Below are 22,625 nucleotides of genomic sequence, written 5' to 3'. Positions count from 1 at the left end.
ACCTATGGAAAAGGAAAATAATCTGCAGCGTCTAGAAAAATAGCGGGTGTTGCGGTTCGGGCTATCGTTTGATTACCATGATGGCCTCGTTGTTGAGAGGTACTTGTTTGGAATAAGCTGATTTGAGACTCACCTAAATTCCCGATATTTAGGTCTCGCCACCAACCTAAACCGCCATCACTGCTGAATATCTCCCCGACCTTTGTCGGTGTGTACATGGGCCGACGAATGGAATCTACGTTAATACCCGAGCCTAGCGGTATTTGATTGCCCGGAATGGTAATAGGCCGTGTCATTACACCCATTTGAGAGTTAAATGTGACTTTCCCTTCAAGGTTGCGGATTTTTAAGCCAAAGCCGGGTGTATCCAGTTGGGCGGGCTGCACATTCGTAAAAGCAACAACCCAATACCACGCGGGTGAATAGGCGGTAATATTGGTGCTGTTTCGATTTCGACTAACATAACGCCACCATTTTAACGTCTCCCAGCTTTGGACGTTCGAAGGCTCTAAGCGAATAAAGGACTTATTATCATCGGTATAAAAGAAAAATACCGCATTCTCAATCGTTAAGCCTGGGAAGGTCTCTCCGATGTTAAATCCCTCTGTAATATAGACCTTTGCTTTGTGAGTCGCGTAGGCATAACCAAGAGGTGGTGTATTTTCCAGAAAGATAGAGCTCCCCATCACTTTTAACCCAAAACCACGAGTAACCTTTTGGGATTCAATAGTTGGAAATGCAATAATTTTCACGTAGTTTAAGTCATAATCCATCATTCCCATCACTGTGACTTTTCTACCATTTGAGCTATACGCAATTTTATCCTTTGTGCCTGATACATAGCGCCTATCGCCACTTTGCGTAAACGTCACCTCTGCTGCACTCAAAGAAACCACTTGGAACCCATACCCTTCTGGAATTTCATTGGGACAATTCCATTTGTATGTTAGCCAACCACCATCTGGAGATAGTCCATCGCTTCTTTTGACATAACGAGTCCAAAGGTTTGTCGCTGGGGCAGTGTGCTCATTGAAGATAAACTCACTGCCGTCTAAATTGCGGATCTTTAGACCGAATAACCTATCAATCATAAGAACCATCCTTGCTCCATAATATACACCCCCTTATATTTGAAGTAGTTACCTTTACTGTTTCGGATAACTGAGTAATCACCATCATTACTGTTTGTTTCAAATACACCGTTTTGCATATCGATACGCATACCCGATTTACCCGGCACATAGTCAGGTGAGCGCATATCCGTTTGCACAACAATACTGCCTATCACCGCTTTATTGATAAACGCTTCATTAATAACAACTTGCCCATTAACAACCATAAATGCGGGTTCCAACTTGCCGCTGGAGGGATTGAAAATACCAAATGTGTCAGCACTGAAACCAATTTGAGTGACTACCTTGCCGTTTTTGACAATAGCGCCAATCATCATTTGTGCCTCATGGTACTGACCATTGAGCATAACCGCTGATTTGATGCTAAATACTGATGATGCATTTCCCTTATGATCAACTGAGGTCTCCGCCCGTTTTTCAATTTCCGCTTTAGTGTCCTTAAGTTCGGAATGAATTAACTCATTAGCTGCCGCTTGAGCCTTTTCATTGTCTGAAATCGCTTTTTCAATACGAGTAAAGCGAGCATTGCTTTGTTCATACTGCGCATTCAACTGGGTAAACCTTTCAGCATGGGCTTTTTCATTTGTCGCAATCAGCTTATTGGTCTCAATGATGCTAGCCTTGATTACTCTTGCATCATTGCCTTGCTTCATATTTTGCACAGCAAGCTGTAAGAGCGTTTCCGCTTGGGAAGACTCTTTGTCTGTTTCTGTTTTCTGCATATGAGCAATATCAGCTTCATTCCCCTCAAAGCGACTACTTGTTTTCTCCTCGTTTTCTGCAATGGTTTTATTAGTGTCAGCTATCGCACTGGTGTTTTTAGTCACCGCTGAACTGACGTTAGAAAGATCTTTACCTTGCTTATCAATGACCTTTCCTTGTTCATCGATTTGCTGGCCTTTCTCATCAATGTTTTTCTGTAACTCCGCACGGGTTTGCTCGGTGTGCTGGGTTTGGGCCTTGTCTTTTTCAGCGATTGACTCTGTGACGCGAACAAATGCCGCTTCCGTTTCTTCATTCAAAGCGGAAACTTTTTCGGATAACTTCGCTTGGGCTTTTTCCAGTGTGGCTGTTGCTTCTTCCGTACGCTCAACTTGCGCCTTGATTTTGCGATTATCATTACGGACTTTACTTACTTCCGCTGTAGTTTGTGATGTCGACTCCGCTTGTGATAATGCTTGATCCGCTTGGGTTTTGCGTACCTGTGCAAAGTTAGCATGCATTTCTTCATAAATACTTTGCTGATTTTCTTTCGTTTCTGTTGTCGTTTCTTCCAAATTAGCAATAGCCGTTTTTTGAGAATCAACAACACTACTCACATCCGACAGTTCGCGCCCCTGTTTATCAATATCCTCCTTCAGTTGGTCATCACCCGCTTTAATATCCGCAGTGAGCTGCTCTCGGGTTTGAGCGAGTGCCTTGTCTTGTTCAACCTGAACCTTTTTGATTTCAGTGATATTTGCCGCAGTATCATCAATATGCGCTTTAAGCTGAACACCCGTTTCCGCTATCGCTTTGTCAGCCGTCGCTATCGCTTTTTCATTCCGTAAAATGCTGGCTTCAGAGGTTCGCAAGCGGTCAGTCATCTTGCTAAAGCTAGCAATGGTCTGCATTGCTGTTTCGGCTTGGGCGATTTCCTTGTTAGTATTCGCAATCTCCATGCTAGTAATTGCGCCGTAGATGTCACCAAACTCTGCAATTGTGGTTTGCTTGAACTCAGTCTGTGCTTTTTCCAGTGTCGCAGTAGCTTTTTCAACCGTTGTGATACGCCCTTTAGCTGCGTCAACTTCCGCTGTTACTTGGTTGATTTTCTCCGCTGTGGCTTCTTCAAGCGTGACTTGGGCATGTTCAACGCGAAGAATCGCAGAAGTGTTGTAATCCACTTTAGCACTGATTTGCTCTTGAAAACGCGCTGCTGCAGCATCTTGCTGTGCATTAACTTCTTCAAGTCGGAATATTTTCCCTTCGGTTCTGACTGTCTCGCGCTTGAATTCATAACTCAATTTCGTTGCATAAATTTGATTTTGCAATGCTGTTTCATTAACGATTGCTAAATCGGTATTAAGATTTAATACCTTGTTATCAAGTTCAATTGTCTTGCTATCAACATCAACGATGTCATGTTTGATATTGACTTGCTCTTCTTCAATATCCTCAATTCGAGACTCCATTCGCTGGCCAGCTTCAGTGCTGAGAAACTTATCGCCGATAACTTCCAATATTTCATCAGCCCGATCCTCTGGCTTGCCGTTGGCTTCAATAAACTGCGATTTGCCTACTGGGTTCACGGTTCTGACATAAACATAATATGTCTGGCCAGCTTTAAGCTTTCTTCCCTGAATAACCCACATCGTGCCATTGCCAAGGTATTCAGCTAATAGCTCAACTTCATTGATATTGGCGATCTGTTTTTCGGAAAACCAAAACTCATACTGCAAGCGCAGCGCATTTTGCCCGCCCACATGCGGGATAATCCCTAGGCTAAAGAAGCCCGGCTCAACATCAATATAAGAAGGTGGTGGCGGTGGGTTAATATCAAATGAGACTGAGGCTTGTTCGCCCTTTTGCCCATCTTTATTTTGTGGTGCGACAGAGAGTAGGTAATTACCTTGCGGCAAATTACCAATGCGATAACGGTTTTCTTGGGTTTTAGCGGTACCAACAATACGCCCTGCTTGGGTTAATTTGAGGATAAAATCAACACCACGGATCGCGGTTGTTGTTGTCCAGTTGGTTTCTACTTGCCAATTATCACTATCCGCACTGACTTCAACGGAAAGGTTTTCAACTGGAGGGATATAACCGCCCAATGGCGTATCGGGTAACGGCTCAAATTTTACGCCCTGATCAACAATGGCCTCTTTTTCGGGAACATGCTGAACTGCAATAATACTGTAGGTACCATCACCTTTATCAGAAATGGTGATGGCTCTAAATAAACGACGAGCCAAATCAGACGGATTAATTCCCCAAATGGTTTTTGCTTTTAGCCCTTTAGGTACAGCCTCAACTTTGATTTGGTTATTGGATAAGTATCCCGTAATTTTCACACGTTCATATTTGCCAGTACCATTCATCAAGGTAATAAATATTGAGCCTGATTTGGGCGGGGTGATCTCCCTGTCTAAAGTTAAAACTTTTTGAGTGGCATTAATGTCAATGAGACGGCCACTAATGGGATCCTCACCACCGACCCAGTCATTATCCATGATTTCAATAATGTCACCGGGAGTATGGCGCAAACCCTCTGGCCCCACATCAAATTCTACTGTTTGTGTTTCTAACTTTTCAGTCATTAACACCCACAAACCATAGCGCCTTGCTTGACCTCGGCTCGTACACCCAAAAGCATCAAGGCGTAAGACGTTAGGACCGAATTGAGCTACCAGTGCATCATCCGTTACCTGTTCGATGCTGGTTTTCCAACCATTTTCAGGATCAATGAAACGCACTTCAATGATATTATGGCGGGCTTTTGCCGGGCTAAAGCTGTAATTAAATCGACCTGCAACCACATTGGCGTTTGTGTAAGGCCAAACAACATCACTCGGGCGATCTTGAATGAAAGTGAGCATTTGCCCATTCCATGCAAACATCACTCGCATTTGTGAGCAGAGATCTTGAAAAAAGTCATAAGCTTTACGAATATCAGTAATGTAAGCATTGCAGGTAACGCGGGGCTCTGTCCCCCCAAAACCATCAGGCACCCTCTGATCGCAATACTGGCCAATAACATAAAGTGCAAATTTATCAATTTCTGACAGCTTTAACCGCTTACCTAGCCCGGCACGGGGATTTGTCAATAAGTCATACAAAACCCATGCAGGATTATTTGTGTAAGCAGGTTTAAATGTTCCACTCCAGATACCACTATATTCTCGTGTTTCGGGGTTATAGTTATCAGGCACCTGAACAATACGCCCCCTAATGAGGTAACTGCGAGAGGGGTATTGATTACCAAACTGCTCACTTTCAAACGTCAACCCCGCAACCGCTGAACCCGGATAGGTTTGATTAATATCGGTGATCTCGGTATAGCTTGACCATATCGTATTATTTTGTAGTTTATCGCTATTACTATCCGGTGTAATGCGAACCATACGAATGCTAAATGGTGGAGATGGTAAATTATCAATAATAACTGCAGTTAAATAAGGTGAATTACTACGCTTTCCTCGAATTGTAAGATTTTTCTCTGTCACCCATGCGCCATTACGCTGCACTTGGATTTGTAATTCTACTGCAGTGGGGACTCTATCTCCGTTATCCTTAACCTCGACCAATGTTTGGGTTCCAAACGTTAAGCGGAGGCGATCAATGTTCCTCGAGGTAATTGTTCGTGTAACTGGGGTGCTTTTTTTTATTTCAATCCCCACAGGAGTTTCACTTGAGGATGAAGAAAACCCCTCTAATGCTGGCTGCTCCAATGTTCCAGAGACCCACTGAGCCGTCATGCCATTAACGTTACTATTACCAGACGAGTCAATCACAGGGGTATTATTAAGATACACGCCCTTTAAATCACCCACAGGTCCCTCAATGGGTCCTTCGCTTACAAGGTCAACGATAGACAGCTTTTGCCTTGATGTTAAATCGTTAGGTGCTTCGTACGGTGTACGTTGCTTGCCTCCACCTTTACCCATGATTAAGTCTCCCCACTACCACCGTGTTTGCCTACGTCAATATCTTTGCCTTCACTGTCATCCATAATTTCGACAGACTGAGAAATTACCCGCGATCCACACATGATTTCACCGTACGCGATAGGTACCGCCATCCCTTGAGCCACTGAGTTGTCTAGATTGCTGAAATAGGTGTTCCCTTTTTCTTCTTCAGAACGAGATAAGCTGGCTCGCTTAGGAAGTGGAGTCAGCATCTGAGCAACGCCGCCCAGCATGATTGCGGCACCTGCTGACATCATCATGGTTGCAGCTGTCGCTGATATCCAAGCTGGCCCCCACCAACCCAGCCCCAAAATAGCGGCACCTGCCACAAACTGAAAAACACCACCAGATTTAGCGCCTTCAATACGTGGCACAATATGGATAACCGCATTGGATGTTAGCGGCTCATAAATACGTTGATGAAGCTCATTAGGCTTAACATCAGAGCCACTTATACGGATCTGATACCAACCTTCGCGGAATTGTTGTTTAAGATTGGGTATCTGAAGGAATAAGGCATGAAGCCCTTCCGCTGCGGTTTTTATATTTAAATCGAATCGACGGCCAAATCGTTGTAAATCCCCATAAAGTCGGATGGTTGCCAACTGCGGTAACGCCAAATCGAGTGAGTCATTTTTTGCCATCTTTCGTTATAAACCTCACGTTTGCTTAATTGATTAGGGACGTGGTGCAGGATTGTCTGATCACCGAGGTAGATTGCGGCATGATTTGCGCGAGAACTGGCGTAACAACACAAAATAATGTCACCGGGTTGGATATCTCTTTTGACTTGCTTAAAGCCATTTTCAGTCAAATTATCTAAATAGAGCTCTTTACCTTGCCGCCACCAATTGTCTTCGCGATCAAAATCCGGCAATGAATGACCGGATAGGTGATAAGCATCACGAAACAAGCCATAGCAGTCCGTAGAACCATGAGCAAACTCACGACCTAATAACTTAGGCACACATTCAAATTTGATAATTTTTTCATCACACGCTAACCACCAAGGGAGATGTGTTTTGAGCTGATGAGCTCTATCTGCTGAACTTAAGTAAGGCTTTCCATTTGGATGACTGTGAACAATAGCAGCCACATCACCTAAGCGTTCGGCTTGGATGTAGCTTTCAACTGCAATCGAGAAATGGTTTTCAGGATCGGCATGCTGATTTTCACAGGGAATATAAACCTCGGTACCCTCTTGAATAATCACAAGGCCGCACGACTCCTGTGGCGCCATGCTTTTAGCATGTTCCAGAATAGTTTGTTCTAACATAGGGGTCCTTATTGACTAAGGCGAGATGAGGAGAGGAAGCAGCCTATTCGATGTGTATTGTTTCTTAATTTACAATCAGATAACCGCTTTCCGCACTTGTCTTTTGTTGGATCTTGGGTTGGGTTACCAAGTTCATCAGCTACTGGCTCACCTTTATAGCCACACTCCTCACCTCGATAAGCAAAATTACACACATCAGAAAGAATGACTCGAGCTGGCAATGTCGCCCCATCGGTTTCAGTTGGAGCGGCTAACTCGAAAGTCGCTGTTTCTGCGTTTATCGAGGTCAGTTGCTCAATTACCCATCGACTCACCTGCTCTTGAGTTGGATCGGCATTTTCATTACCACCAGCAAAATTATCCGCATCGAGAAACTTAGCATCCGTTTTCCTACGGATCACTGTACCCCCGATGCCTGAATTTAACCGACTAGCAATGCCATAAACCAAACCAAATAAATTTGATAATGAAATAGTTGGGCGGGCTGATGGCCCTTTACCGTTAAACTCGAACCCCTCACCAACAATAGGATAAGGTTCATATTCTTGTCCTTGCCAAATAATCGGTTTTAATAATTCATTCGCACCATCATGAAACCGATAGCGAGCACCACCGATATTGGTTAGATCTATTTCATATAATATGATTTCGGAGTCACCTTCAATTTCAGTAACTGCAATAAGTAACTCAGGTGGGATGTTTTGCATTTTATTTACCTACAAAAAAACCACCCGAAGGTGGTTGTGTCACTATGAAGAAATTTTATTAATTACCTATAAGGTTTAATATTTTTTTAATAAACTCACTTTGAATTCTTGTTGGTAGTTTTTCTGCAACATCATGAATATCATCATTATATTTTAATTTTAGCATGGCGGGAGTAACTCTGGGATTATGCTTTTTTATTTCAAATGCTAACTTTTTCACCCCATAGTCATTAATTACTTCCCTTCCATTTTTTATGCCAATTAATTCATCTATATTATAATTTAATAAAGAAAATGAATAATCAACACTTGAAGGACTCGCCTTTGCTACGTTTATATCACTACCACAATGTTTACATTTTATAGCATCAGTATTAATAGATTCCGCGCAAAATGGACATTTTTTTGTTACTGAGGATTTTTTACCAAAAATAGTCACCAATAAACCACACAAAATAATAAAGCAACTAATTAAAATGTAATTCTGTTTGTCTGTCATTAAACCAATATTATTAACCCTTCCACCATATCCAGTTGCTACAGTAACATCCATTGCGAAAGAAGCTATAGCGCCAATTATGCCAATAACCAAAATAAATAGCCCAAATCCTTTCATAATGACCTCTAACTATGATAATTGGCATTATATTAGCGCATTGAAGCAAAAGAGAAAGCGATCAATCTTTAAAAAACTACCTGCTCAAATTCAGCACTGATAGTTTTGCGAATATTACCGTCATCTGAAGACCATTTTCTGCAAACAACTACAACTGCTGGCTGACTTTTTATAGGTTGAAACAAAAACGATTTTACACCGCCGTGACGAGCCAAAAATTCTAGTGCCTGATCTGCTTTTTCTAAAGGTAGCGATAAATTGACATTAAATTTTTTAAGCTGTGAATTCAGCCCATCTGATTTACGCTGTTCGTATCCATCACCAAAACGTACAGATCTTACTCGGGGTGAAAAATCCGTTTTCATCCCCGGTTTAATTGGCCAATTGAATTTCTCCATTAAACCTCCATTATCTAGCCTTCACTCTGGAGGCTTTAAATTTACTTTATTAAGAGAATGAACCACCATCACGACGCTGCTTTCTCATGTAATCTTCAGCTCCTTTTTTACCCACTTCATAAACCGCCTTAAGTGCTTGAGGTCCAATCTCACCATTTGAACCATCATTCTGAATAGTGACATGGTTGGTTTGATAGAAATCACCAGAATTTTGCTTCGTATTCGCAGCAATAACACCTAGTTTTCCATCAATGCCACGGCGCAAAGGTAGTATCGCCTCTGGTCCCGCCTCCCCCATAAGTCCTGCACCGCGAGCAAAGGGGAATAAAGTTGGTTTAGAAACAATCTGACCACTATAAGCACTTAGACCAGGAGTGTTGTACACGCCACCATTAGCATTCGGTGTCACGCTACCAAAACCAAAGGCTTCAAACCCTTTAACAATGGTCATTTTAATCGCAATTTCAGCTAACATTTTCAGGATAGAGCGAGTGAAATCTTTAAAGTTAGCCTCTCCACCCGTGAGCGTTTCCGCCAGCTGAGAGCTAAAACCATTGAGCGTAGCTGAGGTTACATTTTGGATTTGCGCATTAGCATCCAACGCTGCATCACGATAATTACCCCAAGCCGTACTAGCACCTGATGCCCAATCCGTTTTTGCAGCATCCTCCTTATCAAAAGTAGCTTGTTTAGCTGATTTAACTTTGCCCCATTGTGGTGTATCACCATAAACAGTGCGAAGCTGTTCCATTTCTAAGGCACGCTGAAGCTCTATGGTGGACTTACCCAGTGAATCAGCAATTGCTTTTTGCCTCGCCTCCTGTTGTTTGACATACTTATCAGCCTGATCCTGCAGTTTATTTAAGTGCTCTTGCTTGGCAATTTTGTCACCCAAATCCGCTAACTGCTTTTTATTCGCAAGAATACTTTCTTTATTTTTCAATAAAGATTGTTCATCAAGAGATAATTTACGAGTCTTTCGAGCTTCTTCTAAAACTTCAAATTTAGCCAACTCCAATTGCAGGTTTTTACGTTGCTGACTAAGGAAATCAGTTGCTGAAGAATGCTGCTCAAGAAGTCTTAATTGTGCCTGAAGAGATGTAACCTCTGCTTGTGCGGACTCGTCATGCCGAGTGCCCATGTCTGGTTTATAGGCCTTACCTTTTGGCGTTTTACGGTCTAGTTCCTTTTGGTACCGTTCTTTTTCTCGTTTAATAGCCTCATCTTTTGCAGCTTGAGAGGCATATTCATTATTCCTAATTTTTCTCAGTTCGCTTTGGTGTTTTTCTTCTGCGGTTTCATATTTCTTCTTTAATGCTAAGTCCGCTTCAAGTTGCTTCTTCATTTTCTCATTAAACGCAGTAATAGCATTTGTACCTGCTTTAAATGACTCTTCATTAGCTACTTGATTTTGCAGAGCTTTAATCTCTGAGGTTAGGTTTTTAACTAACGCTCTGTTTGCTTCTAAGTTTCTCGTGGCATTTTGATTTAAAAAAGACTCTGAATTTCTTCCAACCCCATAACCAGTTGTATCTGGTACGCCCCCTTTTTCGGCTAGTTCAAGTTCTTTTTTAATCGCAGCTAATTGCTTAACTTTTGCGTCTAATTTATCTTGTACAGAAACTGAACGACCTACATTGAGCATTTGATTCCATGCATTTTGAGCTGCTTCCCCTACCCATCTCCATGCAGTTTCAAGCGTTCCTAAATTTTCACTTATTTGCTTAGTTCGCTCATTCATTGAGGTAGAAAAAAGCTCCCATGCTAATTTGGTTGCCTCAGTCTTCCGCCCTTGCTCCTCTAGCGTAGTTATTTGCTCAAGTTGTGTCGCTGTCAAAAAATGAAGGGATTTGTCCAGCTCCATGACAGCTTGAACAGGTTGATCTTTAAGACGCTGAAACTGTTTAATCGTTTCATCAATAGATTGACCTGTGGCCTTCTCCATTTTCGCGGCTACACCAGCGACCATGTCTACCTGTGGCCCCGTAAATGAACCTGAACCGACTACTTGTGCCAGCGCATCAGCCATTTTGTACTGAGTGATCCCCTCACCCGAAAGGGATTTAGCCAAGGCATTGAGTTCACCCTGAGTTTTAGCCGCATAATTACCGGTTAAAATAAGTTGCTTATTGTACTCGCTAAGCTCTTTAGACCCTTGGTATGCCGCAACACCAAAAGCTGTTAGTACACCAGCCCCACCCACCATGGCGACTTTCCAAGGTGTAATTAAAGATGTAATGGCTTTCAGTGAATTACCAAACCCACCAAAAGAGTCTTTAATTTGACCACCTTGTTGAATGGCCACCAACCATGGTGGCATGCCAGAAGCCAAAGAAGTGACAATATCAGTCATTTGCATAGGCAACTGGCGCATGGCCTGACGATACTGTCCAGAGGTTAAAGTAACCCCTTTCATGACACTGTTTTGCTTTTCCAGCTTACGAATATAAATATCCGCTGAACTCGATACCCCAAGCTGTGCTGCTTGCAATCGCAGCATTTCAGTACGTGACAGATTTTGCTGTGTGACCTGTTCTTTTAACTTATTAATAAAGCGCTGCTTGGCTTGTGCTGCGCTATTTTCTGACTGTGTAATGGATTTTGATGTACCAATTGCTTGCGAGGTAAGCGCTTGATAATCTTTGACATGCAATAATCCCTGCTGCATGTCCTTATTCATTTTGCGCTTTATGGCACTCAGATCTTCTAATCCCTTACCATTCGCTTTAATTGCATCCAATTGGGCATAATATTGCTCAGCCAGTACTTCTTGGCTTCTGGCGTTTTGTGCCCGCCGCGCTTCAGCTTGAATGAGCCCCTGTATATTTTTGTGTGCTGCATCCAATTCAGCATTAGCCCGCTTCCGTTCGCTGGCTAATTTTTGCTCCGCTGAAATAGATTCATTTTCAAACTGCTTGAGTTGTGACCGTGAGCGTGCAAGTGCCGCTTCTGCCCTAGCCGCCTGCTTTGCTAATGCGTCTTCGCGCATTTTTTCAAATCGCTGCTCATCACGTTCTTGCTTTTCTAGTTCGCGCTGAACTCGACCGGCTTTTTCAAGAAATTCGGTTGTATTCGCGCCAATCTTAATCTCAAGATCCGCTATTTGGTTGCTCATACCGCACCCCTCCTGATATCCCCTCACTGGCTAACTGAATGGCTTCGTCTGACATTTCTCCCTCATCTGCCTCAACATCAGTTAGCAACATAAAATCGGTCAACTCAGTTTTTGTGCCACTCATTGCCATATAAAGAGAGGTGTGCAAGGTAGCAAATTCAATATCAATAAGTTGAGGCATAAAAGGCGTCTTGCTGAAGTGTGTCACCCAATCACTAAACTCGGAGGCACTCATTTCACTTAGCATTCGACGCCAATCTGGACGCCCAAATTCACGCGCAAGTCGCAAAGCAAAAATACGCTCACGGCTGGCTACTTTTCCAACGTGATAAGCTCACCGTCTTCCGCTTTATCGTCATCACTCTCAGAACTCGACATGCCGCTGATTTCCGAGATGGCGCGAACCGCTTCGCTTAATGCATCCATGCTCCATGTTTGCGCGATTTCGTCGTAGAGGTCATCAATGTCACGATCGCGGTCTTCATGCCAACGTGAGCGAGAAACCAGCCACGCTTGGCTTTCTACCATTGAGCGCATTGATTTAGCATCTCTTTCAGCGCCTTCAAGACCGTCGGTTTCCTTTTCTTTTTTTGCTAAAAAATCAAAGTAATCAGCACGCTGCAGGGCGGATAGCTCATAGAGAACAACATTTTCACCACTAATAGTGATTTCTTTTTTCTTTAAAAACATATCGATACCTTTTCATTAAAAATAAAAAAGGCCGCTGAGCGACCTATGCAATTTGATTTGAAAACTCCATTTCCGCAAAGTCTTCAAGCAAACCCGATATTTTCTGTATTGCCTCATCCGTTAACTCTTCATTAATGCACCAAGAAACCAGCACCGTCGGATCTGGTAGGTATTCTCTTTTCAGCATATTGAAGAACAGCATGCTTAATTCGAGGTCACTTTTATAATCTTCCTGATAGTATGATTTTAAGAAGTTAGCCAGCGACTCAACACTAAACTTAATATCTCCTAGCGATGAACGAAAAACAGGCCGCTTATGCATGGCGACCTGTCTAATCAAAAATAACTCGCTGACGACCAGTGAAAAGATTTCTACTTGCTTACTGTAATCTTGCTGCATGCCGCTCTCCATGTGCTGATGGATAAAGCAGTTGCATTTGCCCTTTAACATCAAAGGCAGCCATACAACGAGCATCGAAGTCTTTGTAGTCAATAGAACTATTGGCAATATTTGTTACTGCTACCATTTGCTGTTCTACCGCATGCAAGGCATCACCTTTCAGGTACTGATGGATTTTTTCTCTGTCGCCTTTATTTTCTTTGACTGATTCATAGACATAATCAGGTAATGCAACTCCATAAACCCATTTAGCCGTGATACCAGCGAACAATAATGGACAACCGCCAACATGACCAAAATAAGGAGTACCCGACATCTTTGATAGCGCTCTGTAATAGGGTTCTTGAAATCGTTTCTCCCACTCAGTGGCCTCTTTGTATGTCAGTAATCCAATAACCTGATCTTCGGTCAATGTCATACTCTGTGACATCAACATGTTTTTAATGTGTCGGTCACAAGCACGAGCAAATTTTGGTGATAACCATCTTGCGAACTCAATTACTAATTCAGGATGGATCCAAGTGCCGCCATGTCGCCCTTTTTCTACTCGAACTAAAAGGGGAGAAATATCCTCTTTAGAATTATACGCTTCAATATCAAGCTCTTTACCAACCTCATAGATATATTCTTTAGTTGATGAGACCCTTAACCAGTCTTTGGTTAGTTTTCCAAAGTGCCTAGCTGCTGCTGTAGCATTAACCCAACAATCGCCATTAAACGGGATCAAGGTTTCGTCATACTTCATAGGTACGATTTTAATCATTGCATATTTCCTATAGAAAGGGAGCCTGTAGCACAGAAAAGCCGCCCCAAGAGAGCTTGCCAGCTATAACGGCAGTTCTCAGGCTCACTTTCTGTAGGCTCTTGGTATTTTTGTGTGCGTGCTATGCACAGGATGAAATGTATATAAAAAAGCCACATTTCTGTGGCTATATAATTGATTTAAAAGTTTTATTACTCTTTTGGTTGAGGTGCCGTCTTACCCGATGGCTTTGGTGTAATTTCTTCTGCCATCGTTGGGCGACCGGTATTTTTAATTTTTACCGTACGCGTCATGGTTTCTTTGATCGGAATGGATTTACCTAGGGCGCTAATCCAGCCTTTAAATAAATCCAACGTGCCGTTCGGGTACGAAATTTTGTAAAAGCGCGGCAAGCCTTCATCAAACCACTCAATCAGGTCTTTTTGCCCTTCCTCGCCCGGTAACCAAGCAAGAGTAATACTGGTTTCACCTGAGGATTTCTCACCTTGAGTGGTGTTTTCCCAGTCCCCATCAGGATCATCAAGATAGCTATCATCTTCACTTGCCGCCGTGATTTCTCCCGGCTCCAGTGACTTAATTTTAGCTAACCGAATAAAGCCCGTTTCGCTAAAGGGATCTTGGGTTGGGTCACCCGTGCCGGTATAGACCCAAAGTGTGGTACCTGCCCCCTTGGTGGGAGCTAATGGATTTGGTACTTTTGCCATCGTAAAATTCCTTACATGTCATATTCAATTTGGTAGGTGATATCAACCGAAGCCCATAACGCCATTTCATCATCGCGATCATAATCAAACCCTTTCGGGGTCATATCGGTTAATACATCACCTAAACTGCTCATGCTTTCGATAGCTGGATATAGCTTTTCTTCCACCCATTTATCTAAATCAGAGTCAGTTTTGGCGGCTTTTAAAAAAAGCTCGATATGAAGGATGGCGGTCCATTGGTTGCTATCAAGGTAGCGTGGATCAGGGTGGGGCTCTGTTAAATAAACAGCGACAACAGGCAGCTCACTTTCATCAAAGTTAACAGGTCGCCCGTCATAAGTTGATAATTTTGGGAGGCTAGTCTTGAGCCCCTCAATCACCAACTGGCGGATCTTGGTGTGCTTAATCATTATCCCCCCTTAAAATAAAGCCGTAATTGGTTATTCAAGGCGTATTGCATTTCTTTGCTCATATCCTCCTCACGAACTTTAATAGCGTGCTCTTCAAAGGCCTCTGTTAACGGTTTGGATACGGGAATTTTGACAACATCAATCGGGTAACGGCTTAAGCTAAGCCGTTGCATGACATGCCGTTTACCATTTTTTAGCTGCTGAATAAACGCACCTTTAAAGGTGAATTTACCCACTTTTAAAACACTGCCATGCCGCCTATCGACTCCCCGACGACGAGATAATTGAACACGCGCCGTGCCGAGCACAATCGCCGGTAAATTACCTCTGTTTACTGTGATCCGCGCTTTAGGGGTTCCTTGCTTTACACTGGCTTTCTTAAGCCTTACACGCTTACGGATGATCTTTTGTTGGATTTTGACTTCTTTGGAAACTTGTTTGACACTGCGGCTAACGGCTCTTGCCGCAATCCGATTTATTGCCTGTGCCGTGGCAATCGGGGTCACTTTATCAACGATAATACCAAGATTACGAACCGCTTCATCCTTCCCCTTCATCGTCATCAACCTCTAAAAAAATCATCCACTTACCGTTGAACCTTTGTCGGCGAGTGGCTTTATAATGGAGACCATCTGCGATGACACTGTCATTCTTCCCAGGCTTGTACGTATCAGAAAAAATGACATAAGAAAGCCCATCCCCCGTAACAGGGCCGAAGTCAGGTAAGAAATGAGATTCCACCCCAATATAACTAACACCGTTAATTATGATGGGCTTCCCCATTCGCTTTGCAGTGAGTGCGTCCATGCGATCTGCAAACCGTTCAAACGCACTCATAAATTAACCACCTGCTGCCGCTGTCGCTGGGAAAATATTAAGTTTTACGGGTACTAATTCCGCGCCCGCTTCTGCCGCCCCCCATGCAATACCCACAGGAACGCCGCCTTTATCAGCAACAACCCCTTTATCCCCCGTCACCGCTTGACCTGCTGTTAATGCAACGCCCGCCTTTTTCTTTAGTAAAAAGACACCCTCTGCAAAACCATCCCCCGTCTCCCCAGGTTCAATATTTGTCGCTGCGACACAAGCCAATGCGCCCACCATGACCAAATCGCCACTGAGAATAGCGGTTGTGCCTGTATTGATAACTTCAACAGTTAGCCCCTGTTGTTGATAATTCTTAGCCATAACTTCTCCTTCTGGCCCCGAAGAGCCAGATTTTAGGTATAAAAAAAGCCCGTTAGGGCGAGAGTATTGTATTTTTAATACGAATTATGCCGCTTCGACACGCACCAGACCGCGATAATCAACAGGGGCAACGCCTGCATCGATGCGGACTTTAGTGGTTACACCGTCAGAAGTGAAACCTTCTTGCTGGTCGATGTAAGGCGTATCAACACCATTTAAATAAGCAACTTCAATGGTATCAGTACCTTTTGCTGAAGTCATATACCAAGTGGTATCACTGTTGATATCCAAACGGGGCTCGGTGATGATTTCAGCGATATTGCGGATTGGGTTAATAATATTGGCGTTCACATCTGCGCCTTTTACGCTGCCTGAACCTACTACCTGAATGGCAGCGATTTCTAACGCAGTCGGTACAAGCATAAAGGCAGGACGAATATTTAACGTACGTTCACCTTCTTTTTGCTTACGCATAGCGGTTCTACCGTTACCAATAGTATCAACATCCATTCCCCCCTTAATCGTGTTGCCATGGTCAGCACTAAAGAGAGGTTTATTATCGGACCGCATTTTTTCATTTTTGGTTAAAATAACGTAAACCAGATCCCCAATCGTCGCTTTTGCCGCACGCCCTAATTTCATTGGGATATCGGTTAGCATGGACATGTCGTCATTAATAATGGCTTGACGAGAAATGCTAAACAGCTCCCCGTAAGTCGCCAATGCAATCGTCTCTTTTTTGTCACTGGTTGTTACGTATTTATATTCTGCCCCTTCACGGACGGTGCGAAGTGAATTGAAGCCCCCCATCCCGACACGCGTTGCGGTTTTAAAGTCACTGAGTTGGCCTTTCTTGGTCCATAAATCAAAGGTTTCCTCTGCTTCATTCCACCCCTGTAAAATGGATTTATTGGCAACATCGAGGAGAATATTACCGAAGTCTGAGGTTGTATGCGTAAAGGCCATCGCAATCATTTGCATTGGATTGTAACTCGCAACGCCCACGCCGCGATCAGCTAATGACATACGGGCCAGTTCACGCAAAGTCATGCAGTTATATGGGTTATCGGCTTGAGTTTCATCATAACCCGCACGTGCCATCAATGATGCACGGACGCTATCACCCACAATATTGCCGTTATTTGCATAAATATGAGCACCGTAATTATTTGTATTTGTTGGCGTCGCCTCTTTAGCAACCAAATCTAAAATTTTGTCTTTTGCCTGCTCAACGGTGCAGTTGATATCTGTCAGACACTCAACCATGATGCTGTCATGTTTGCCGCCAAACATCGCAAATAAATCTTTGATACCATTCATGCGCGTTTGTTCAGCTTGTCGTGCTTGCGCTTGAATGCTTGCCGTATCTGGCTGTTGTGTATTAGTTGGATTTTGTGATTGTGGTGCAGGCTCTACCACCGGTGCGCTTGATGTTGTTGTGTTTCTCGGATTAGCGAGACTGTTTTTTAACGTATTTTTTAATGAGTTCGGCATGGATTTAAATTCCTCAATGCGTTTAGATGAAAGACTGGCCATGGCTTTAACCGGCTCAATCACAGTATTAGCAAAACCGTGTTCCACACACTCTTCTGCCGTTAACCATGTCTCTTCACCGAGCATGGCTTCAATTTCTTCTTTAGTTTTCCCTGTTTTTTCCATGTAGGCAGGGATTAAGACGTTTTCAACCTTATCGAGCAGATCAGCGTAATCGCGCATATCATTAGCATCACCCCACGACACGCCCCAAGGTTTATGGATCATCATCATGGCATTGGTTGGCATAATGATTTCATCACCCACCATGGCAATAACTGACGCCATAGAAGCCGCTAATCCATCGATATAAACCGTAATCGTGGCATTGTGGTTTTTCAGTTGGTTATAAATAGCGATGCCCTCAAAAACTTCACCGCCGGGCGAATGAATATGAAGGTTGATGTGGTTGATATTACCGAGGGAAATTAAATCTTCGGTAAATCGCCGGGCGCTTATCCCCCACATGCCAATTTCGTCATAAATATAAATATCGGCTGAAGTCTCACTGGTCGCTTTCATTTGAAACCAGCTCTTCTCCGGTGCCGACATTAGCGGTTTACTCATCGTCGTGCTGTTTTTTGGTCGCATGAGATGTGTGTTTATCGTCTGCATTGTCGTTACCTTTGTCATTGGCGGGATCTGTGTCATAAACCAATCCAAGCCGTTCATTTTCATCAATTTCCGCTTTGCGGCGGCGTTTAACTTCTGCAGGGTTACCACCTCTAGCGCGAACCCAATCACTCTCTGTTGCCGCCCCTCCTCGAATTTGTGTTTTCCATGCCGCTGACTCTTTAAGTGGATCTATCCACGGCATAACTGGTCCGCTGTAAGTCGCGTTATACAGTGAGCTGCGGTCAACATCAGCCGGAACCACAATGACGCCTGCAGCGATAGCCATCTGTAACCATTGTCGATAAACAGGTCGGCTAACTGAGCCACAGAAGGTATCTTGCAAGATGTAATACCCCTCAAATGATTCCACCAGCTCTTGCCGCTGCGCGCTGTATGTCCCGTTATAATCCCGTGCGATACTGGAATAACTACCGCGACTTCCCGCTGCAACTGCTCTAAGTTGACCATTCCGGAAGTTTTCAAGGTTTGGATTGGGCCTATCAGACTTGATCATGCCAACATCTTCACCGGGCCGTAATTCATCAAAAATAATCCCGGGAACAATATCGATAGTGCGGTCCTCATATTCCCGCTCATCATCGTAAGTCCCTGCATCACCTTTCTTGATGTACATCCCTAGAGAGGCGGCGATACGTGCGGCCGTCAACTCTGCATCTTCGTAGTCTTTTAGAGCACTTAAACGCATTAAGATGCCGGAAAATAAACTATTACCGCGCAGTTGATGTAATCGACGCACATATTTCAAGTGCAGCATGTTTTCCGTCAGGATAGATTTAAGCTCCCCCATCTGCTGGCCTGCGGTTAACAAGTTTTTATAAACAAAGTAAGTTTGTGGGCGGCCCCAATCATTTAATTGGATCCCCTGTCGGATATTTTTCCCGGTATCATCCAAATGAATCGGAACGAAGTCAGGCTCAAGTGCTTCAAGCCAAAATGGAATACCCGATTGCTTATCAAGCCCTTTCTGATTTCCTCTGACTAATTGAGCAAAAACTTCACCATCACGGATCCATGTTCGAACCAAAAGACGCTCAAGCATTGGACGGGTAAATTGTCCTGTCACCTCTGGACGAATGGACCATTCAGACCATGCCGTTCTGATTTGCTTGGCGAGGTCATCATGGATCTGCCCTGTAAGTGATAGTGGCTGTGGTTCAACAATAATCCCCTTGCTACCAACAATGCGCTCTTCCATTTTGTCGAGAATACCAATCACAAGGTCGTGATTATTATCTAGCCATCGCGCTTGCTCACGTAAGGATTTACCACCAACTTGCGTTAATTGGTTCGCATTTCGATTCTCTCGACGCGCCTTATGAAGCCGAGAGGGATTGGCAGCTTCATAAGCATGAATGGCATAGCGTGACTTGGCTCGTTGACTCGCCCATGACGGTGAAAATACCGCAATCGCCTTCTCCAACATATTCATGAGAGCCTCGCTAATTTATAACCGGGTGACTTGCGATTAGCGGCGCTACTTTGTGAATATCGATACTCCCAATATTCTCGCCCCTTACGGATCTCGCTAAGGTTTTCCATTGTCATTGACTGCCCGTTAAATGTAATACTCTTCCCCTGCAGTATTTCCATTTCTGCTTTTAAATATGCATCTAGCATTTCTTTGATTTGTTCACGGGTCATACCCATCCCCCTGAAGTTGCAGACACAGGAGTCCATGCCGAGCTTGCGCTAGGCGTGGTTTCTTGTGTTTCTGTTTGAATTGGTGTTGATTTTTGAGGAGGTTGATTAGGCGCTGGACGAGATGGTTTAACATCACTGATATCCGGCAACCGAGCCCATTTAGGCGGGTTCTCCCATTTGATTTTTTCGTAACCAAGCAAAATTACCAACGCATGCGCATAGACCATTAAGTCAAATGCTTCGTTAGCCCCTTTACCCGGTTTACTCCATTTCCCGTTACTATCGCGCTCTTCATACGTCAATTCATCGTAGAAAGAATCATCAAGCCAATCTGGGAAATGAATATAGTTAGGGCCAACGGTGTCTCGCCCAAGATGAGCAGAAATGCGATCTTTAAGTTCATTGGTTTGTAATAAATGAATAGGTACATCACCCCGCGCTTTTGCTCGGCGATCTGAACGATTAGTGTTATCAGGGTAAGATTTAGTAATCAGCTTGCTTTTCGCTTTACCATCCCCCTTAAATAAATACACTCGCCTCGCTAACCCTTCCTTCTTACATTGTCGCCAAAATTTATACGCGTTATCAGTTACCCCTTCTTCCCCACCGGTATCTATTGCCATGCAATGGACGCCCATTTCAACGTTATCATGATCGTGAATTGGGTAAGTTTTATCGAGCACATCCGTAATGAGAACATCCCAGTCCTCCGCGTAAGATGAAGGATTAATGGGCAGTGATTCACCATCTTCGTTTGTTCTTAATGAATGAGTGATATCAAATCGGTCAATTATCCAACGCTCACCTCTGGCGCCATAGCCTGTGACTTGAACGACAAAACGCCGCTTTTTACCGCCCTGCACGTCAACGGTGGCCACAAGAAAACGAACGCCATTAGGCACTGAGCCATAGTCCCAATACTCTGCTCGGGCTTTAAGATCATCGCCGCTTCGCTGCTCTTGACTGATTTTTGGTAAATAAGGTTGTCCCCAGTCGGTATTAATAACAGACTTTAGTGTTTCCTCACTACCAGTTCGCTCGTATTCTTGCTCCGCATTGAGTAAGTTATAAACTAACTTTTCCCATGTTTGATAAGCGGCTGCGGGGCCTTCCATCCAAAATGAAGCAATGCGCGACTCCCTTGGCTCACCTGTCACAACGCCATTTTGGTCAATAGACTGCCCCTCTTTGAGCCAAATACCTTTATTATTTAGCGCTCTTTTCTGATCAGGTTCAATGAGTCCCAGACAGTGTGGACACTGTAATCGAGCGGCTTTGCTGCCCACTGTTGGGTCATCTCCCTCATTAAAACCCACCATATTTTCTCGAATGGGCAAAAAATATTCCGAACAGTGCGGGCATGGCCAATACCAGCGGCGGCGATCGCCACGATTATAAAGTGACAAAATGCCCGTTGTTGGCGGAGCTTCGTGAGGTGTATTTCGTCGCCACTTACTGTCTGTTATCTCTCGACCAGGGGAGCTTTCAACCAGTGCTTTCCCTGCGGACATGAATGTGGTTGTTCGCTTTGCGGCTAACGTATAAGCATCCCCTTCACCGTCAACATCTTCGGGAAATCGGTCATAATCCGTTAAAGCAACAAAACGATAATCCGAAGAGGACATGATATTGACGGATGGCCAGCCAATTTTTAAGTAATTTCCAGCCCTAAATGTTTTGTCATGGACGTTATTATCATTTCGGTGTGGGCTTAGTCTTTTAGCCACTTCGCGACTAGATCGAAAAGTTCTATCTAATCGCTTTTTAGAGTGCTCTCGCGCTTTTTCTTCTGTCATTTGGATGAGAAGAAAATCCGCAGGGTCACACACAATGACATAAACAATCCAACCATCAATTAACCCCAGTGATTTCCCCGTACGAGCTGGACCAACAAATATCACCGAATCATAGCGGCGATCTGAAAGGCAGTTCATGGGTTCAATAATATAGGGGGTCAATGAGTCATCCCACGGTATTGATGAACCTTCTCCCATGGGAACGCGCATATATTTTTTTACTGCCTGAGCAATTGGCATTCTACGAGGTGCTTTCAATAAGGATGCAACATCCTTTCTTACCGTTGATGCTGAGGCATAATTTACTGTCATTCGTCAAAATCCTCCGCATCCATCACACGAGAAGCGAGAATATCCCGTAATTCATCGACAATGATTTGCACCTCAGTGAGTTGCTCTGCACTCCAACCTTTATCTCGCTCTAATTTATCAGGCCATGTATCTAAAACTTGGGTTATTGCTTTAACTAGTACCGCCATTTCCAAATGTACATCGGCAACGGGAACTAATTGTTTAAGCGTAGTTTCTAACTTAATTCTTTCATTTTCAGACTGATACCAATCCTTACGCTCTTTAGGTGGCATCAGTGTGGGATCTTGAAGATTATTTGTATTTACATCGGGGTCGGCACCGAAAAGTATCGGTCCGATATCTCGCAAGGCATAAACGGGATTGCCTCGCACAATATTGGCAATGGGAGTATTTGCATCGAGCAATCGCTTTTTAACTGTTCCGCGATTTAAGCCGAATGCTTCAGCAATCTTAGCCACGCTCCAGTTGTAGGCGTCCCCCAGATTGCTGATGTTGGACATTGACACCTCACTCTGTCAGGTGAAAACTGATATTTTTATTTATTATCAGATAGATACAGTATATTGAGGTGACAACTCATTTTAAAAATTGTCACCTCAATATCGATATTTTCATATTGAATCAAATAGTTAACTCACCTGCT

The 22,625-nt window shown here is 43.7% G+C and carries 21 protein-coding genes and 1 pseudogene; all 22 read right to left on the bottom strand.

The annotated features are described in order from the left end of the window. Window positions 1-2: 2 nt before the first annotated feature. The 22 genes and pseudogenes from PR809_RS05415 to PR809_RS05310 all read right to left on the bottom strand — a co-directional run bounded on the left by PR809_RS05415 (window position 3) and on the right by PR809_RS05310 (window position 22,482). The gene (locus PR809_RS05415; protein ID WP_125892292.1) at window positions 3-1,091 is read right to left on the bottom strand and encodes a hypothetical protein; all 1,089 of its coding nucleotides are present in this window, start codon (window positions 1,089-1,091) and stop codon (window positions 3-5) included. Then, window positions 1,088-5,776: a TipJ family phage tail tip protein gene (gene gpJ / locus PR809_RS05410; RefSeq protein ID WP_125892294.1), complete on the bottom strand. Its 4,689-nt coding sequence runs from the start codon at window positions 5,774-5,776 to the stop codon at window positions 1,088-1,090. The genes PR809_RS05415 and gpJ overlap by 4 nt, the downstream gene beginning before the upstream one ends. Window positions 5,777-5,778: 2 nt before the next feature. Beyond that, entirely contained in the window at window positions 5,779-6,441 is a 663-nt protein-coding gene (locus tag PR809_RS05405) for a tail assembly protein (RefSeq protein WP_272524479.1), read from the bottom strand. Continuing rightward, window positions 6,345-7,073 carry a C40 family peptidase gene (locus tag PR809_RS05400; protein ID WP_181489615.1) on the bottom strand — a complete coding sequence of 243 codons (729 nt, stop codon included), beginning with the start codon at window positions 7,071-7,073 and terminating at the stop codon, window positions 6,345-6,347. Before PR809_RS05400 ends, PR809_RS05405 begins: the two co-directional genes overlap by 97 nt. Before the next feature lie 8 nt (window positions 7,074-7,081). Next, window positions 7,082-7,780: a phage minor tail protein L gene (locus PR809_RS05395; RefSeq protein ID WP_272524478.1), complete on the bottom strand. Its 699-nt coding sequence runs from the start codon at window positions 7,778-7,780 to the stop codon at window positions 7,082-7,084. Window positions 7,781-7,838: 58 nt separating this feature from the next. Next, entirely contained in the window at window positions 7,839-8,396 is a 558-nt protein-coding gene (locus PR809_RS05390; protein ID WP_264403793.1) for a zinc ribbon domain-containing protein, read from the bottom strand. 68 nt (window positions 8,397-8,464) lie between these two features. Continuing rightward, complete coding sequence (locus PR809_RS05385; protein WP_110591861.1) at window positions 8,465-8,794, bottom strand: phage tail protein; 330 nt, start codon at window positions 8,792-8,794, stop codon at window positions 8,465-8,467. Window positions 8,795-8,843: 49 nt separating this feature from the next. Then, window positions 8,844-11,909, bottom strand: coding sequence for a phage tail tape measure protein (locus PR809_RS05380; RefSeq protein WP_272524477.1), 3,066 nt, complete (start codon window positions 11,907-11,909; stop codon window positions 8,844-8,846). After that, a complete protein-coding gene (locus PR809_RS05375; protein ID WP_242439641.1) occupies window positions 11,884-12,156 on the bottom strand; it encodes a phage tail assembly protein T in 273 nt (90 codons plus the stop codon). The genes PR809_RS05380 and PR809_RS05375 overlap by 26 nt, the downstream gene beginning before the upstream one ends. A 65-nt stretch (window positions 12,157-12,221) precedes the next feature. After that, window positions 12,222-12,599 (bottom strand): phage tail assembly chaperone G, encoded by a 378-nt coding sequence (gene gpG, locus PR809_RS05370; RefSeq protein ID WP_094963147.1) that lies wholly within the window; start codon window positions 12,597-12,599, stop codon window positions 12,222-12,224. A 43-nt stretch (window positions 12,600-12,642) separates the two neighbouring features. Next, complete coding sequence (locus PR809_RS05365) at window positions 12,643-12,999, bottom strand: hypothetical protein (protein ID WP_094963146.1); 357 nt, start codon at window positions 12,997-12,999, stop codon at window positions 12,643-12,645. After that, the gene (locus tag PR809_RS05360) at window positions 12,980-13,762 is read right to left on the bottom strand and encodes a KilA-N domain-containing protein (protein ID WP_272524476.1); all 783 of its coding nucleotides are present in this window, start codon (window positions 13,760-13,762) and stop codon (window positions 12,980-12,982) included. The genes PR809_RS05365 and PR809_RS05360 overlap by 20 nt, the downstream gene beginning before the upstream one ends. Before the next feature lie 212 nt (window positions 13,763-13,974). After that, window positions 13,975-14,466 (bottom strand): annotated as a pseudogene (locus tag PR809_RS05355) (phage tail tube protein); the annotation flags it as partial. Between the two features lie 11 nt (window positions 14,467-14,477). Beyond that, on the bottom strand, window positions 14,478-14,876 hold the full coding sequence (gpU, locus tag PR809_RS05350; RefSeq protein WP_166687536.1) for a phage tail terminator protein: 399 nt from the start codon (window positions 14,874-14,876) through the stop codon (window positions 14,478-14,480). After that, complete coding sequence (locus PR809_RS05345) at window positions 14,876-15,439, bottom strand: phage tail protein (protein ID WP_272524475.1); 564 nt, start codon at window positions 15,437-15,439, stop codon at window positions 14,876-14,878. Before PR809_RS05345 ends, gpU begins: the two co-directional genes overlap by 1 nt. Continuing rightward, window positions 15,417-15,713 carry an ATP-binding protein gene (locus PR809_RS05340; protein WP_195697358.1) on the bottom strand — a complete coding sequence of 99 codons (297 nt, stop codon included), beginning with the start codon at window positions 15,711-15,713 and terminating at the stop codon, window positions 15,417-15,419. Before PR809_RS05340 ends, PR809_RS05345 begins: the two co-directional genes overlap by 23 nt. A gap of 3 nt (window positions 15,714-15,716) precedes the next feature. Beyond that, window positions 15,717-16,064 (bottom strand): capsid cement protein, encoded by a 348-nt coding sequence (locus tag PR809_RS05335; protein WP_110591869.1) that lies wholly within the window; start codon window positions 16,062-16,064, stop codon window positions 15,717-15,719. Between the two features lie 84 nt (window positions 16,065-16,148). Then, window positions 16,149-18,212: a ClpP-like prohead protease/major capsid protein fusion protein gene (locus tag PR809_RS05330; RefSeq protein WP_442959982.1), complete on the bottom strand. Its 2,064-nt coding sequence runs from the start codon at window positions 18,210-18,212 to the stop codon at window positions 16,149-16,151. Next, window positions 18,157-19,662 carry a phage portal protein gene (locus PR809_RS05325; RefSeq protein ID WP_272524474.1) on the bottom strand — a complete coding sequence of 502 codons (1,506 nt, stop codon included), beginning with the start codon at window positions 19,660-19,662 and terminating at the stop codon, window positions 18,157-18,159. The genes PR809_RS05330 and PR809_RS05325 overlap by 56 nt, the downstream gene beginning before the upstream one ends. Then, window positions 19,659-19,874, bottom strand: coding sequence for a hypothetical protein (locus PR809_RS05320; protein WP_164565502.1), 216 nt, complete (start codon window positions 19,872-19,874; stop codon window positions 19,659-19,661). Before PR809_RS05320 ends, PR809_RS05325 begins: the two co-directional genes overlap by 4 nt. Continuing rightward, window positions 19,871-21,982 (bottom strand): phage terminase large subunit family protein, encoded by a 2,112-nt coding sequence (locus PR809_RS05315; RefSeq protein WP_195697360.1) that lies wholly within the window; start codon window positions 21,980-21,982, stop codon window positions 19,871-19,873. The genes PR809_RS05320 and PR809_RS05315 overlap by 4 nt, the downstream gene beginning before the upstream one ends. Beyond that, the gene (locus PR809_RS05310) at window positions 21,979-22,482 is read right to left on the bottom strand and encodes a DUF1441 family protein (RefSeq protein ID WP_094963135.1); all 504 of its coding nucleotides are present in this window, start codon (window positions 22,480-22,482) and stop codon (window positions 21,979-21,981) included. The genes PR809_RS05315 and PR809_RS05310 overlap by 4 nt, the downstream gene beginning before the upstream one ends. Between the last annotated feature and the right edge of the window lie 143 nt (window positions 22,483-22,625).

Source organism: Providencia sp. PROV201 (assembly GCF_028479545.1).
Taxonomy (GTDB): Bacteria; Pseudomonadota; Gammaproteobacteria; order Enterobacterales; family Enterobacteriaceae; genus Providencia; species Providencia huaxiensis.
The sequence above is the reverse complement of the archived record's forward strand: the minus strand, read 5'-3'. Positions and strand labels throughout refer to the sequence as shown.

Coding starts and splice junctions, on each gene's coding strand:
- PR809_RS05415 (WP_125892292.1), bottom strand. CDS start 1,091: ATGATTGATAGGTTATTCGGTCTAAAGATCCGCAATTTAGACGGCAGT.
- gpJ (WP_125892294.1), bottom strand. CDS start 5,776: ATGGGTAAAGGTGGAGGCAAGCAACGTACACCGTACGAAGCACCTAAC.
- PR809_RS05405 (WP_272524479.1), bottom strand. CDS start 6,441: ATGGCAAAAAATGACTCACTCGATTTGGCGTTACCGCAGTTGGCAACC.
- PR809_RS05400 (WP_181489615.1), bottom strand. CDS start 7,073: ATGTTAGAACAAACTATTCTGGAACATGCTAAAAGCATGGCGCCACAG.
- PR809_RS05395 (WP_272524478.1), bottom strand. CDS start 7,780: ATGCAAAACATCCCACCTGAGTTACTTATTGCAGTTACTGAAATTGAA.
- PR809_RS05390 (WP_264403793.1), bottom strand. CDS start 8,396: ATGAAAGGATTTGGGCTATTTATTTTGGTTATTGGCATAATTGGCGCT.
- PR809_RS05385 (WP_110591861.1), bottom strand. CDS start 8,794: ATGGAGAAATTCAATTGGCCAATTAAACCGGGGATGAAAACGGATTTT.
- PR809_RS05380 (WP_272524477.1), bottom strand. CDS start 11,909: ATGAGCAACCAAATAGCGGATCTTGAGATTAAGATTGGCGCGAATACA.
- PR809_RS05375 (WP_242439641.1), bottom strand. CDS start 12,156: ATGCTAAGTGAAATGAGTGCCTCCGAGTTTAGTGATTGGGTGACACAC.
- gpG (WP_094963147.1), bottom strand. CDS start 12,599: ATGTTTTTAAAGAAAAAAGAAATCACTATTAGTGGTGAAAATGTTGTT.
- PR809_RS05365 (WP_094963146.1), bottom strand. CDS start 12,999: ATGCAGCAAGATTACAGTAAGCAAGTAGAAATCTTTTCACTGGTCGTC.
- PR809_RS05360 (WP_272524476.1), bottom strand. CDS start 13,762: ATGATTAAAATCGTACCTATGAAGTATGACGAAACCTTGATCCCGTTT.
- gpU (WP_166687536.1), bottom strand. CDS start 14,876: ATGATTAAGCACACCAAGATCCGCCAGTTGGTGATTGAGGGGCTCAAG.
- PR809_RS05345 (WP_272524475.1), bottom strand. CDS start 15,439: ATGACGATGAAGGGGAAGGATGAAGCGGTTCGTAATCTTGGTATTATC.
- PR809_RS05340 (WP_195697358.1), bottom strand. CDS start 15,713: ATGAGTGCGTTTGAACGGTTTGCAGATCGCATGGACGCACTCACTGCA.
- PR809_RS05335 (WP_110591869.1), bottom strand. CDS start 16,064: ATGGCTAAGAATTATCAACAACAGGGGCTAACTGTTGAAGTTATCAAT.
- PR809_RS05330 (WP_442959982.1), bottom strand. CDS start 18,212: ATGCAGACGATAAACACACATCTCATGCGACCAAAAAACAGCACGACG.
- PR809_RS05325 (WP_272524474.1), bottom strand. CDS start 19,662: ATGAATATGTTGGAGAAGGCGATTGCGGTATTTTCACCGTCATGGGCG.
- PR809_RS05320 (WP_164565502.1), bottom strand. CDS start 19,874: ATGACCCGTGAACAAATCAAAGAAATGCTAGATGCATATTTAAAAGCA.
- PR809_RS05315 (WP_195697360.1), bottom strand. CDS start 21,982: ATGACAGTAAATTATGCCTCAGCATCAACGGTAAGAAAGGATGTTGCA.
- PR809_RS05310 (WP_094963135.1), bottom strand. CDS start 22,482: ATGTCCAACATCAGCAATCTGGGGGACGCCTACAACTGGAGCGTGGCT.